Origin of the sequence: Mycolicibacter senuensis (assembly GCF_002101885.1) — a bacterium.
GTDB lineage: Bacteria > Actinomycetota > Actinomycetes > Mycobacteriales > Mycobacteriaceae > Mycobacterium > Mycobacterium senuense.
This window is the reverse complement of the sequence record NZ_LQPS01000043.1, coordinates 328,194-341,273: the sequence shown is the minus strand read 5'-3', so window position 1 is coordinate 341,273 and position 13,080 is coordinate 328,194. Positions and strand designations below refer to the sequence as shown.

The window sequence follows — 13,080 nt, the reverse complement described above, 5'->3', positions numbered from 1 at the left end:
TGACGGCGGCCACCGCGGACTGCAGCTCGCCGACCCGGGAGTTTAGCAGCGGCGCGGCGGCTGAGCACAATCCGCGGCCCAATCCGTGTCCGGGCCGGGCGACCGGTCAGCCACCGGCGAGCAGGTCCCGGGTCTTCTCGACGTCGGTGCTCATCACGGCCACCAGATCCGCCACGGTGTCGAACTTCTCCTGCCCGCGGATCCGGCCGACGAAGTCGACGGCCACCCGCTGTCCGTACAGGTCGGCGGTTTGATCGAGCACGAATGCCTCAACGGTGCGCGCCCGCCCGGAAAAGGTCGGGTTGGTGCCCACCGACACCGCGGCCCGGCAACGCTGACCGGCGACGACGGTGCCCGGCACCGGGCCGTGACCCAGCACGGTGAACCAGGCGGCATACACCCCGTCGGCGGGAATGGCGGCGTACGCCGACGGCGCCACGTTGGCCGTCGGAAAGCCCAGGTCGCGCCCGCGCCCGTCACCGCGCACCACCAGTCCCTCGATGCGGTGCGGCCGGCCCAGCGCCTCGGTCGCCGCGACGACGTCGCCGGCATCCACGCACGACCGGATGTAGGTCGAGGAGAAGGTGACCGGCTGGGTCACATCCGAGTCGGCGCGCTCGGCCACCAGCGACACCGACTGCACCCCGAACCCGAACTGTTCCCCGGCGCGGCGCAGCGTCTCGACGTTGCCCGCCGCCTTGCGGCCGAAGGTGAAGTTCTCCCCGACCACCACCTCCACCACGTGCAGGTGCTCGACCAGCAGTTCGTGGATGTAGCGGTCCGGGGTGAGCTTCATGAAGTCGGGCGTGAACGGAATGACCAGGAACACGTCCACCCCGGCCTGCTCGACCAGCTCGGCGCGGCGCGCCAGGGTGGTGAGCTGAGCCGGGTGGTTGCCCGGATAGACCACCTCCATCGGGTGCGGATCGAAGGTCATCAGCACCGTCGGCACACCGCGGGCCTTGCCGGCCTTCACCGCGTGCGCGATCAGTTCGGCATGGCCACGGTGCACACCGTCGAACACGCCGATGGTGAGCACGCACCTGCCCCAGTCTGTGGGGATCTCGTCCTGCCCCCGCCACCGTTGCACATCCGCCAGCCTAAACTGTGTGCCGTGAGCCCTTGGGAGCAGTCGGACGGGCTGACTAGTGTCGCCCAGGACTATCTGAAGGTCATCTGGACCGCGCAGGAATGGTCACCCGACAAGGTCAGCACCAAGATGCTGGCGGAGAAGATCGGTGTCTCGCCCAGCACCGCCTCGGAGTCGATCCGCAAACTCGCCGACGCCGGCCTGGTGGATCACGAGAAGTACGGCGCGGTGAGCCTCACCGATGACGGTCGCCGGGCGGCGCTGGCCATGGTGCGCCGGCACCGCTTGATCGAGACGTTTCTGGTGCGCGAACTGGGCTACAGCTGGGACGAGGTGCACGACGAGGCCGAGGTGCTCGAGCACGCGGTCTCCGATGAGCTGGTGAACCGCATCGACGCCAAGTTGGGGTTCCCGCAGCGCGACCCGCACGGCGATCCGATCCCGGCGGCCGACGGGCGGGTGCCCACTCCCCCGGCCCGCCAGCTGTGGGAATGCGCCGACGGCGACTCCGGTACGGTCGCCCGGATCTCTGACAGCGACCCGGAGATGCTGCGTTACTTCGACGGAGTGGGCATCAGCCTCGATGCCCGGGTGCAGGTGCTCACCCGCCGGGACTTCGCCGGGATCATCTCGGTGACCATCGAGTCCCCCGCCGGTGAGCAGGCGACGATTGATCTGGGAAGCCCTGCCGCGCAGGCGATCTGGGTGGTTTAGCGGGCAGCGGTCAGACCAGTTGGCGCGGGATGTCGCAACTCCAGCTCTCGGCGTAGACCCGGCGGCGACCATGCGGCTCATCGAACTCATAGGCGTCGAGCTGCGCGGTGACGATGAAGTCTTCGGCGGTTGCGGTCACCACCGTGGAGGTGGTGATCTCGACGTTCCAGTCGTCGCGCCGGAGACCGCGCACGGTGCGAGTCTTGCCGCAGGCCGATGACAAGTCGTTGCCGCAGAAGCTGAACCACTCGGTGGTGTCCCGGCGGATGGCGGTACCGGTCTCGTCGATGAGCTGTTCGCCCTGATCGTTGTCGATCTCGACGGTGGTCAGCGCGGTAGCCAGATCGCGGCTGGTTCGCCAGTGGTGCTCGCCCAGTTCACAGTCGGTGACGGCCAGCGGCGGCGCCGATTCGGGCGGGCCGAATTCGGCGAGTGCGGCGTCGGCGTCGTCGCGGCGGGGGCGTACCGGTACGACGAGGCTGCTGGCACCGGTGAACACCGTCAGGGTGACCGGCTCCGGGGAGGGCCACACCAGGGGGAAGTACGAGCTGGACAGCGACAGCCGCAGCCGATGCCCCGCCGGGAACACCTGCGCGATGCCGTTGAGCTTGACCCGCACCCGGTACCGCCGGCCCGGCGTCAGCGGCTGCGGGTCGGCACTGCCGTCGCGGTGGGTCAGATTCAGCAGGCCGTAGGTCACCCGCGTCGCCTCACCATTGGGTGCGACATCGGACAGTCGCACCGCGACCATCGCCACCGGCCGGTCCACCGCGACCTCCAGGTCGGCCTTGGGCAGTCCGAGTAGCTCGACCGGTTCGTCGAGCGGTTCGGATTCGAACACCAGGGCGCCGCCGTCCTCGTCACGCTGATCGGTCGGCAGGTCCGGCGTCGCCGCGTAGGAAGCCCACTTGCCGGCCGAAAGCCCCACACTCAGCGGTGAGTTGATGGTCAGCGCCTGGACCGCTACGTCCTCGGGGTCCACGGTCTCGTCGAGCAGGAACCGGGTCAGGGTGTAGCGCACCGGCTCGATGTGCGGGCTCGGCCAGCACGGCTCTCCCACCCAACGGCCCGGCCGCTCATCGTAGGCGGGGTTGGGGGCGATGCTCTCCTGCATCCAGGCCCGCAGCATCGGTTCGGCCATGACGCCGGTGTCGATCCCCTTGAGCCAGTGATCGAACCAGCGCACCACTTCCTGCAGGAAGCCGATCGCCGGGCCCGGCACACCCAGGTGCGGATACCGGTGGCCCCACGGCCCGATCAGCCCCTTGCGGGGCACGTCGAGGTTCTCCAGCAACCGGAAGATCGCGTTCGTGTAGCCGTCGGCCCAGCCGCCGACCGCGAACACCGGGCACTGCACCGCCGCGTAGTCCTCGTTGACCGAGGCGCGTTTCCAGTAGTCGTCGCGGTGCTGGTGCTCCAGCCACTTCTGCACCCACAGGCCGCTGCCGCGCAACCGCTGCAACCACATGTCGCGCCACCGGTCCCCGACGATCGCCGGGTCCGGCGGCAAGCTGTTGTAGGCGAACATCACCGTGGCCTCCGACAGGTTGTCCGACAGCAGGCAACCGCCCATGTAGTGCATGTTGTCCACATAGAGGTCGTCGGTGGCCGAGGCGCTGACGATCGCCTTGAGCGCGGGCGGCCGCCGCGCGGCGACATGCAGGCTGTTAAACCCTCCCCAGGAGATGCCCATCATCCCGACATTGCCGTCGCACCACGGCTGTTCGGCCAGCCAGGCGATGATCTCGCAGGCATCGTCCTGCTCGGCCGGCAGATACTCGTCTTCGAGCACACCGTCGGAGTCACCACTACCGCGGATATCCACTCGCACACTCGCATACCCGTGTCCGGCGAGGTATGGGTGGTTGAGGGCGTCGCGACGGCGGGTGTCGTCGCGCTTGCGGTAGGGCAGGTATTCCAGTAGCGCGGGCACCGGTGTCTCCTCGGCCCCGACCGGCAACCAGATGCGGGCGGCCAGCCGGGTTCCGTCGCTCATGGTGATGAAGGTGTTCTCGATCGTCCGCACCGCGTGCGGGAAGTCGGTGACCGCGCGCAACGACGCTCCCTCCTGCTCAGCTGATTTCGAACGGCAACATGGACTGGGCGCTCTCGAAGTTCTCGGCCAGCGCGGCGGTGTCGTCGGCGCCCATGTACAGCGTGGCCAACTGGTAGCGGTACGGATTCTGATTGGGCAGCTCCGAAAGCCGGTCACCGACCGCGACCTCGATCTCGACCAGGGTGTCGGGGAACCGCTCACGGACGGCGGCGATGTCGGCGTCATCCGGGATGGCTTTGATGACACCGTCGTCGGGCTGCCCCACTTGACATTTGGCGGCGACCGCGAATTTTCCGTTACGTGCGTGCGGTCGCGGGCGACGGCCGAGTGCGACGTCGATGGCGAACTCATGGTTCGACATCCCGTCGACCTTCGCGAACAAGTCGCTGTGGGACTGCGAGATCCGGGTGTTGATCTCGATCAGCCACAACTTGTCCGCGTCGGCATCCCACATGAACTCGGCGTTGAAGCAACCGTTGTCGAACCCGACGTGCCGGATATAGCGTTCGGTGACGTCGATCATGCGCTGCTGCAACTCCGAACTGATCGACGCGGCCGGATAGTCGAGTCGGTCGAAGCTGTGCCCGTCGGCGGCTCGGTGCATGTCGAACATGCCGTGCACCAGGAACTCCCCGCGATACATCGAACCCTCGGGTGCTGCCTGGACGCCGGTGATGATCTGTTCGGCGATGCATCCGGTGCCGGTCACGCCCTCGACGTCGTCGGGCAGTTCGACCAGCCGCAATGCCTCATCGAAGGCATCGCCGTAACGACCGATCTCATCCCGTATCTGGGTCAGCGCCTCGCGGAACTGTTCGGGACGCTGGATCTCGAAGCCCAGCTGCGACGAGTGCGACTTGATCGGTTTGATCCAGAACGGGAACGGCACGTCGATGGTGTCGAGCGCGTCGTCGTCGAAGGGATCGAACGCCGCGAAGTCGGGCACGCATTCGGGAACGGACTCGCGCTGCGCCAGCCGCGACCAGTACTTGTGTTCGCATGCCAAGATGCTGAGCAGGCTCGGAGCCGCGATATCGCGCTCGGCCGCCAGCACCGGCCCCAGCACGCTGGTGGGAAAGTCCCAGTGCGAGATGATCGCATCGACGCTGGCAAAGCGGTCGAGCTGGGCACGCGCCCGGTCGAGCAGCGAGCCGAGCTCGAAGTGTTCGGCGCCCACCAGCTCGTCGTAGTCGAGCAGGCCGTGAAAGCGTAGTTCGTCGGCGCCGCGTACGGTGCCGAGCTCACCGCGCTGTTGATCACTGAGTCCTAACACGAACACGTTTTTGGGCATATGCGCTGGGATGCCCGTTGTAGCCGGAAGCAAACCGGGTAACCGGTTCTCATGGCCTCGCTACGCTCCCATCTGATCACGATGTCGTTACGCGCGATGCGCAGCAGACGCTTCTACGCCGACGCGGCGGTGATGCGCGCCCGGCTGCCCAAACACCAGGACCCGCGCAAGACCCGCCCGATCCACGCGGTGCGCCGCCGGGTCCGGGTGCGCGAAACCCACGTCGGGCAGACCCGCTGCTACGTGCTGGAGCCGCAATCCGGCCCGGGGAGTCGCCGGGTGCTGCACCTGCACGGCGGCGGCTTCGTCGAAGAACCCGAACCGCACCACTGGCGTTTCCTACGCTGGCTGGTCGAACACGTCGATGCGACCGTGGTGTTCCCGATCTATCCGCTGTGCCCATCGGCCGGCCATCGCCAGATTCGGGACTGTGTGCACGCCGTCTACGACCGGTTCCTGACCGACGTCGACGGCCCCCGATACGTCTCCGGCGACTCGGCCGGCGGCGCGCTGACCCTTGATCTGGTGGGGGCGCTGCGCGACCAACGGGAGCGGTTGCCGACGGGTCTGGGGTTGATCTCACCGTGGCTGGACATGGCGTTGGCCGACCCCCGCTCAGCGCAGATCTCCCCGCACGACCCGGAATTGGGCATCGCCGGGCTGCGCCAGGCCGGCCGCTGGTACGCCGACGGGGAGGACGTCGATGATCCCGGCATCAGTCCGGTGCACGCCGACTTCACCGGCTTCCCGCCGATGGCCGTGTTCACCGGCACCCGCGACATTCTCAATCCGGACGCCCGCCGGGTACGCGATGCGGCGACCGCCCGCGGCGTACCGGTCGACTTCCACGAGTACGACGCGATGTTCCACAACTGGCTGATGCAACCCATTCCGGAGGGCTCCCGCGCCCGGGCACAGCTGGGCCGGTTCGTGCAGCGCGTCGCCGAGGTGGTCTGAGACCAGTTCACAGCGTCGCCGGCCGGATGACCACCACCGACTTGGTCCGCTTGCCGGAATCCTCCAGCAGCGCGATCACCCGGCCGTCGGGCGCCGTCGCCGCGTACACGCCGGTGATACCCGCCGGGGTCAACGGTCGCCCGTGACTGGCGTCGACCGCTTCGTCGGCGGTCAGATCCCGGCGCGGGAAGGTCTGCAGGCAGGCCTCATTCAGGCTGTAGCTCAGCCGTGGGTTCTCGCCCAGCTCATCGAGCGTGCGGGCCTGATCCAGGCCGAAGCTGCCCGCGCGGGTGCGGCGCAGCGCCGTCAGGTGCCCGCCCACCCCCAGTTCGTCGCCGAGGTCGCGGGCCAGCGCGCGGATGTAGGTGCCCGCCGAGCAGTCCACCTCGACGCCCAGGTCGATGAAGTCCCCCACCCGGCTGACCTCGCGTAGCTCGAAGCGATCGATACGCACCGGCCGGGCGGGCAGTTCGACCGCGCGTCCCTCCCGGGCCAGCTGGTAGGACCGCTGGCCGGCGACTTTGATGGCACTGACCGCCGAAGGCACCTGCAGGATGTCGCCGCGCAGGCCGGAGATCGCCTCGACGATCAGCGAGTCGGTGAGGTGCTCGGCTGAAACCGTCTGCAGCACCTCGCCTTCGGCGTCCTCGGTGGACGTGGTCTGACCCAGCCGGATGGTGGCGGCATAGCCCTTCGCCGACGTGGTGAGCAGACCCAGGATCTTGGTGGCCCGTTCGATGCCGATCACCAGCACCCCGGTCGCCATCGGATCCAGCGTGCCGGCGTGGCCGACCTTGCGGGTGCCGAAGAGTCTGCGGCACCGGGAAACCACGTCGTGGCTGGTGATTCCGGCCGGTTTGTCGACGACCACCAGCCCGGGCGGCACGCTCACAGCACGATCGCGGTCAGCACCAGCCCGTCGCTGACCGACCACCGCCCGCGCAGCTCGGTCAGCGGCGGTCCGGACAGCGCCGCGGGGTCGATGAGGATGCGGGAGACGAACGCACCGGACGTCTGGCCGGTCAGCGAGAAGGTGATGTGGGCGTCCTCGAAGCCCAGCCAGCGCCTGGTCAGCGGAAACCACACCTTGTAGGTGGCCTCCTTGGCGCAGAACAGGATCCGGTCCCAGTGCTGACCGGCAGGCAGGGCGGCCAGCTCGGCACGTTCGGCGGGCAGACTGACCGCCGGCAGCACCCCGTCGGGCAGCACATCGTGCGGTTCGGCGTCGATGCCCACCGACCGCACATCGGCGTCGCGGCCCACCACCGCGCCGCGGAAGCCCGCACAGTGCGTCAGGCTGCCGACCACCCCGTCGGGCCAGCACGGCTCGCCCTTCTCCCCCTTGAGGATCGGCACCGGCGGCTGGCCGAGTTCTTCGAGCGCCAGCCGGGCGCAGTAGCGAACCGTGACGAACTCATTGCGGCGCTTGGCAACCGAACGCGCCACCAGCGGCTCTTCCTCGGGCAACGGGGCCAGGCCGGGCGGGTCGTCGTAGCGTTCGGCCCAGGCCAGCGACTGTGTGGGTTCGAGCACCGTGTCCAACAGTCTGCTCATCGGGCCTGCCGCTGCCGAATCCGTTCGGCGAACTTCGCGCTCGCCGCGCGCATCTCGTCGGTGATGACGAAGTGGCCACCGAACTCGTTGAGGTATCCGGGCGGATAGTGCGGATCGGGCAGCACCTGGCGCAGCCAGCGATGCGGCCTGCGTCGCTTCCACTCCCGCGGGTAGCCCACCGACACCTCTTCGAAGCGCACCCCGTCGTAGAAGGTCGTGCGCGGGATGTGCAGGTGGCCGTAGACCGAACAGCTCGCGTTGTAGCGGGTGTGCCAGTCGGCGGTCTCGACCGTGCCGCACCACAACGAGAACTCCGGATAGAACAGCGCATCGCAGGGCTGGCGCACCATCGGGAAGTGGTTGACCTGCACGGTCGGTGTCATCCAGTCCAGGTCCTCGAGCCGCTTGCGGGTCGCCGCCACCCGGTCGCGGCACCAGGCGTCCCGGGTGCCATACGGCTCGGGGGACAACAGGAACTCGTCGGTGGCCACCACGTTGTTCTCCCGCGCGACAGCCAGACCTTCGGCCTTGGTGGTCGCGCCCGCCGGCAGGAACGTGTAGTCGTACAGCAGGAACATCGGCACGATGGTGGCCGGGCCGCCCTCCTCGGTCCAGAGCGGGAACGGGTGCTCGGGGGTGATGACCCCCATCTGGTCGCACATGTCGACCAGGTAGTCATAGCGCGACCGGCCGAACACCTGCATCGGGTCCTTGGTGGTGGTCCACAACTCGTGGTTGCCGGGCACCCAGATCACCTTGGCGAACCGTTTCCGCAACAGGTCCAGCGACCAACGGATCTCGTCGGTGCGTTCTGCGACGTCGCCGGCAACGATCAGCCAATCGTCGGGGGTCGCCGGGTGCAGCGACTCGGTGACCGGCTTGTTTCCCACATGGCCGGTGTGCAGGTCGGAGATCGCCCACAGGGTCGGTCCGTGCGAGGCCCGCGGCTCGGGGGTGGTCACGATCGTCCAGCCTAGCGATCCCCTCCGGCCGGGCCGCGGAGGGCGAATTGGAACGTGTTCTCGCTTTTGCTGCAGTAGCCCGAGCCGCAACTTGTACACTCCCGGGGAAAGTCCGGCGGAAGCGAGGAGTGGCATGCTCACCAAACTGCGCCTTGCCACGGCGTTCAGCGCGCTGGCGATGGCCATCGTGATGGTCTGGCAGCAGACGCCACCCGGCGACCGGGCAGACGCAGCCGGGGCGCACGGGGTGCAGTTGCGCTCCACGGCCGTGCCGCTGGCGCCGCCGCCCACCTCCAGCAAGCCGGTCAACCTCACCAATCCCCGCCCGTTCGACGCGTGCGAGGACATCCCGTTCGACGTGATCGCCCAGCTGGGGCTCGCCTTCACTCCGCCCAAGCCGGTGGAGGGTGTGCGCTGCGAGTTCGACGCCGGCAACTACCAGATGGCCGTCGAGACGTTCGTGTGGCGCAGCTACGACGAGTCGATCCCGGCCGACGCGATCGAGATGGACATCAACGGCCACCGCGCGGCGCAGTACTGGGTGATGAAGCCCACCGAGTGGAACAACCGCTGGTGGTTCTCCTGCATGGTGGCGTTCAAGACCAGCTACGGATTGATCCAGCAGTCGCTGTACTACTCGCCGGTGTACTCCAACCCCGACACCGACTGCCAGACCGAGAACCTGATGCGCGCCCACCAACTGGCGCCGCACTACAAATACTGATCCGGGTGACGACGGACCGCCGCCGCACCGGCCCACGCCTCACCGATGTTGTCCTGAACAGGGCGCTGCGGCGACTGCCCGCGCCCACCACCGGCTACACCGTGCACCGGGAGGCGATCCCGATGCGCGACGGCGTGGTGCTGCGCGCCGAGCGCTATCAGCCGGCCGGCGACGCGGTCGGCACCCTGCTGGTGCGCTGCCCCTACGGTCGCGGGTTCCCGTTCTCGCTGGTGTTCGCCCGGATGTATGCCGGCCGCGGCTATCGGGTGATCCTGCAGAGTGTCCGCGGCACCTTCGGCTCGGGCGGGAACTTCGAGCCGATGGTCAACGAAGCCGCCGACGGCGCCGACACCGTGGCCTGGCTGCGCACCCAGCCATGGTTCACCGGCACGTTCGGCACCATCGGGCTGTCGTATCTCGGCTTCACCCAATGGGCGCTGCTGAGCGATCCACCGCCGGAGTTGGCTGCTGCCGTCATCACGGTCGGCCCGCATGATCTGTACCAATCAACGTGGGGCGCAGGGTCATTCGCACTCAATGACTTCTTGGGCTGGAGCCATATGATGGCCCACCAGGAGGACCGGCCGCGGATCCGGGCCGGAATCAATCAGCTCACCGCCCAGCGCAAAGTCCGGCGCGCCGCGGGCCGACTGCCGTTGGGCGTCGCGGGCCGGGCGCTGCTGGGCACCGGGTCACCCTGGTACGAATCCTGGGTCGAACACCCCGAGCGCGAGGACCCGTTCTGGGATCGGCTGCGCCATCCGGCGGCGCTGGAGAACTCGCGGGTCCCGGTGCTGCTGCTCAGCGGCTGGCAGGACCTGTTCCTGGATCAGACCCTGGCCCAGTATCGGGCGTTGCGCGACCGGAACGTCGATGTGGCGATGACGATCGGCCCGTGGACGCACACCCAGATGCTGACCTCCGGCCTGAGCCGGGTCACCGCCGAGTCGTTGCAGTGGCTGGACACTCACCTGCGCCGCTCGACCGCGTCACCGCGGCCGAGCCGGGTGCGGATCTTTCGAGCCGGCAAGGGCTGGGAGGACCGCCCGGACTGGGCGCCTGCCGAGGCCACCCACGCCTGGTACCTGCAGCCCGGCGGCCGGCTCGCCCCCGGCGCACCCGCCCCGGCGGTTCAGCGAGGCTCGACGGAGGAGAGGCGAAGCTGGGACCGCCGCATGAGCCCGGCGGCCCCGGCGGCCTCGTTCCGGTTCGACCCCACCGACCCTCCGCCCACGATCGGGGGCCGCCTGCTGTCGCCGGCCGGCGGCTACCGCAACGACACCCGGCTGCACCGTCGCGACGACGTGCTCGGCTTCACCAGCGCGGCATTGGCCGACGACCTCGACGTGTCCGGGACCCCGGTACTTGAGTTGGACCACAGCTCCGACGTGCCGGACGTCGACCTGTTCGTCCGGGTCAGTGAAGTCGACCGCAAAGGCCGGTCGGTCAACGTCAGCGACGGCTACCGCCGGTTGCACCACCACACCGGCCGCGTGCGTATCGAGTTGGACGCCATCGCACACCGGTTCGCCGCCGGGTCCCGGATCCGGGTGCTGATCGCCGGCGGCAGCCATCCGCGCTACGCGGCGAACCTCGGCAGCGGGGAAGCGCCGATCAGCGGCACCCGGGTGCAGACGGCGACGCACACCGTGCGGTTCGGCGACTCACGGTTGTTGCTGCCCGCGGACGTCGGCCGCGGCCTTGACCAATAGATCCGGCATCATCGGGACCGCTGGTCGATCCTGCTGCTCAGCCGACCGTTTCCCGGACCCGGTCGGTGATCGCCGCCAGCTCTTGGACGCCGCACACCGGGGCATCCAGCTCGGCGGCAGTGATCGGCAGCTGCACCCAGCTGGAGCAGCCCGCATAGTCGGGGGTTCGCGGCAACCGAACCGGCCGGGTCAGCGGGATCGCCTGGACGACCAGCGCCGTCAAGCGGTGTCTGGGCCGAAAGTCCAGCCGGTCGGCGCGCACCGATTCGGCGGTCCAGATGTGCAGGTCGGCGATCTCCTCCAGCGCGTCGGGCCGCTCGACCGGCAGCGCCGCAACGACTTTCGCCGCAGCGCGCACCACCACCTGCTCAGCGGTGGAGTCAGCGATCGCCGCGGCGATCAGGTCACGGTGCTCGGCACGGACCCGCTCGGCGTGGCTGTGCGCCACCGTCGGAAACAACAGGAACTCGTCAGCGGTGACGTCGAACCGCTTCTCGTGAATGCCGCCCTTGCGCAGCAGGATTCGTTGCCGGCCGGCCAGCAGTGCCGCGACGACGGCACTCCACTCCTTCAATGCCGTACCGCGCATGCCGCTCAGCGTAGTCGGGGCTACGGTGAACCGGTGAGCGACGACATCCTGCTGGTCCAGACGCAAGACCGCATCCGCACCCTGACCCTCAACCGTCCGCAGGCCCGCAATGCGCTGTCACGAGCGTTGCGTGACGCCGTCTTCGGCGCGCTGGCCGAGGCCGACGCCGACGACGGCGTCGATGTGATGATCCTGACCGGCGCGGACCCGGTGTTCTGCGCCGGCTTGGACCTCAAGGAGTTCAGTGCTGCTGATTCTCCTGCTTCTCCTGCGCTGCCCGATATCTCACCGCAGTGGCCAGTACTGACCAAGCCGGTGATCGGCGCGATCAACGGGGCGGCGGTCACCGGTGGACTGGAGCTGGCGCTGTACTGCGACATCATGATCGCGTCGGAACAGGCGCGCTTCGCCGACACCCACGCCCGGGTCGGTCTGATGCCCAGCTGGGGACTGAGTGTGCGGCTGCCGCAACGCGTCGGGGTGGGCCTGGCCCGCCGGATGAGTCTGACCGGCGATTACCTCAACGCCGCCGATGCGCTTCGGGCCGGCTTGGTCACGCAGGTGGTGCCGCACGCCGAGCTGCTGCCGACGGCGCGCCGGGTGGCAGCGTCCATCGTCGGCAACAACCAGGCCGCCGTACGCGCGCTGCTCGCCTCCTATCACCGCATCGACGAGTCGCAGACCGCCACCGGACTGTGGATCGAGGCGATGGCGGCCAGACAGTGGATGTCCACGGTGTCGAGCGCCGATGTCGCCGCCAACCGGGCGGCCGTGCTGGAACGCGGGCGCGCCCAGCTGCAGTGACAACAACACGGCACTCGGGTCCAGCAGCACCGAGCCGTCGACGCCGCCGAACGTCGACGGCCTAGCTGATCGCGCGGATGACCCGGCAGGGATTCCCGGCAGCGAACACACCCGCCGGGATGTCGCGGGTCACCACGCTGCCTGCGCCGATGACGGAATCGGCCCCGATCGTCACCCCCGGGCAGACGATGACACCGGCCGCCAGCCAGACGTTGTCGCCGATGGTGATCGGCGCCGCCGACTCCCAGCCGTCGCGCCGGGCGGCGACGTCGCCGATCGGGTGCAGCGCCGTGACCAGTTGGGCGCGCGGACCGATCGACACGTGGTCGCCGATGGTGATGAGCGCGCAGTCGAGCAGGATCGCGTCGTAGTTGATGAAGCAGTTGACCCCGATGTGGATGTGTCCGCCGTAGTCGCAACAGAATTGCGGCATGATGACCGACGCCTCCCCGAACGAGCCGAGCAGTTCGCGCAGTAGTTCCCGGCGGCGGTCTTCCTCGTCCGCGCCGGTGTCGTTGAACGCGGCCACCAAGCGCTGACATGCCTGCCGGTCGGCGAACAGACCGGGGTCGTCCGGGCGGTACGGCGCGCCGCTGAGCATCCGATCCCGTTCACCGCTCATGCCCG

General features: G+C 68.8%; 13 protein-coding genes. 5 read left to right on the top strand and 8 right to left on the bottom strand.

The features are described from left to right. Window positions 1-106: 106 nt before the first annotated feature. The gene (locus AWC24_RS15945) at window positions 107-1,090 is read right to left on the bottom strand and encodes a bifunctional riboflavin kinase/FAD synthetase (RefSeq protein WP_085086541.1); all 984 of its coding nucleotides are present in this window, start codon (window positions 1,088-1,090) and stop codon (window positions 107-109) included. Window positions 1,091-1,114: 24 nt separating this feature from the next. Between AWC24_RS15945 and mntR the strand changes: the two genes are divergently transcribed. After that, the gene (gene mntR / locus AWC24_RS15940) at window positions 1,115-1,804 is read left to right on the top strand and encodes a manganese-binding transcriptional regulator MntR (protein WP_085086539.1); all 690 of its coding nucleotides are present in this window, start codon (window positions 1,115-1,117) and stop codon (window positions 1,802-1,804) included. A gap of 10 nt (window positions 1,805-1,814) precedes the next feature. On the opposite strand, the gene AWC24_RS15935 is transcribed toward mntR, so the two are convergent. Continuing rightward, window positions 1,815-3,860 (bottom strand): CocE/NonD family hydrolase, encoded by a 2,046-nt coding sequence (locus AWC24_RS15935; RefSeq protein ID WP_085086537.1) that lies wholly within the window; start codon window positions 3,858-3,860, stop codon window positions 1,815-1,817. 16 nt (window positions 3,861-3,876) lie between these two features. Beyond that, complete coding sequence (locus AWC24_RS15930; protein ID WP_234807394.1) at window positions 3,877-5,139, bottom strand: ATP-grasp domain-containing protein; 1,263 nt, start codon at window positions 5,137-5,139, stop codon at window positions 3,877-3,879. 63 nt (window positions 5,140-5,202) lie between these two features. On the opposite strand from AWC24_RS15930, the gene AWC24_RS15925 reads away from it, so the two are divergent. Next, window positions 5,203-6,108: an alpha/beta hydrolase gene (locus tag AWC24_RS15925; protein ID WP_085086533.1), complete on the top strand. Its 906-nt coding sequence runs from the start codon at window positions 5,203-5,205 to the stop codon at window positions 6,106-6,108. A gap of 7 nt (window positions 6,109-6,115) precedes the next feature. On the opposite strand, the gene truB is transcribed toward AWC24_RS15925, so the two are convergent. Genes truB through pptH form a run of 3 tightly spaced genes read right to left on the bottom strand, consistent with a single transcriptional unit; the run spans window position 6,116 to window position 8,624 of the window. Next, window positions 6,116-7,000, bottom strand: a complete 885-nt coding sequence (gene truB / locus AWC24_RS15920; RefSeq protein ID WP_085086531.1) for a tRNA pseudouridine(55) synthase TruB — start codon at window positions 6,998-7,000, stop codon at window positions 6,116-6,118. Next, window positions 6,997-7,662: a 4'-phosphopantetheinyl transferase PptT gene (gene pptT, locus AWC24_RS15915; RefSeq protein WP_085086529.1), complete on the bottom strand. Its 666-nt coding sequence runs from the start codon at window positions 7,660-7,662 to the stop codon at window positions 6,997-6,999. The genes truB and pptT overlap by 4 nt, the downstream gene beginning before the upstream one ends. Continuing rightward, a complete protein-coding gene (pptH, locus tag AWC24_RS15910; protein ID WP_085086527.1) occupies window positions 7,659-8,624 on the bottom strand; it encodes an ACP phosphodiesterase PptH in 966 nt (321 codons plus the stop codon). Before pptH ends, pptT begins: the two co-directional genes overlap by 4 nt. Before the next feature lie 133 nt (window positions 8,625-8,757). Between pptH and AWC24_RS15905 the strand changes: the two genes are divergently transcribed. Continuing rightward, window positions 8,758-9,348, top strand: a complete 591-nt coding sequence (locus AWC24_RS15905; protein ID WP_085086525.1) for a DUF3558 domain-containing protein — start codon at window positions 8,758-8,760, stop codon at window positions 9,346-9,348. Between the two features lie 5 nt (window positions 9,349-9,353). Next, window positions 9,354-11,060, top strand: coding sequence for a CocE/NonD family hydrolase (locus AWC24_RS15900; RefSeq protein ID WP_085086523.1), 1,707 nt, complete (start codon window positions 9,354-9,356; stop codon window positions 11,058-11,060). Between the two features lie 37 nt (window positions 11,061-11,097). Here AWC24_RS15900 and AWC24_RS15895 read toward each other — a convergent pair whose 3' ends face one another. Next, window positions 11,098-11,649 carry a DUF1802 family protein gene (locus AWC24_RS15895; RefSeq protein ID WP_085086521.1) on the bottom strand — a complete coding sequence of 184 codons (552 nt, stop codon included), beginning with the start codon at window positions 11,647-11,649 and terminating at the stop codon, window positions 11,098-11,100. Window positions 11,650-11,682: 33 nt separating this feature from the next. Between AWC24_RS15895 and AWC24_RS15890 the strand changes: the two genes are divergently transcribed. Continuing rightward, the gene (locus AWC24_RS15890) at window positions 11,683-12,453 is read left to right on the top strand and encodes an enoyl-CoA hydratase (protein WP_085086519.1); all 771 of its coding nucleotides are present in this window, start codon (window positions 11,683-11,685) and stop codon (window positions 12,451-12,453) included. Between the two features lie 61 nt (window positions 12,454-12,514). Here AWC24_RS15890 and AWC24_RS15885 read toward each other — a convergent pair whose 3' ends face one another. Continuing rightward, on the bottom strand, window positions 12,515-13,075 hold the full coding sequence (locus AWC24_RS15885; protein ID WP_085086517.1) for a sugar O-acetyltransferase: 561 nt from the start codon (window positions 13,073-13,075) through the stop codon (window positions 12,515-12,517). Window positions 13,076-13,080 lie beyond the last annotated feature (5 nt).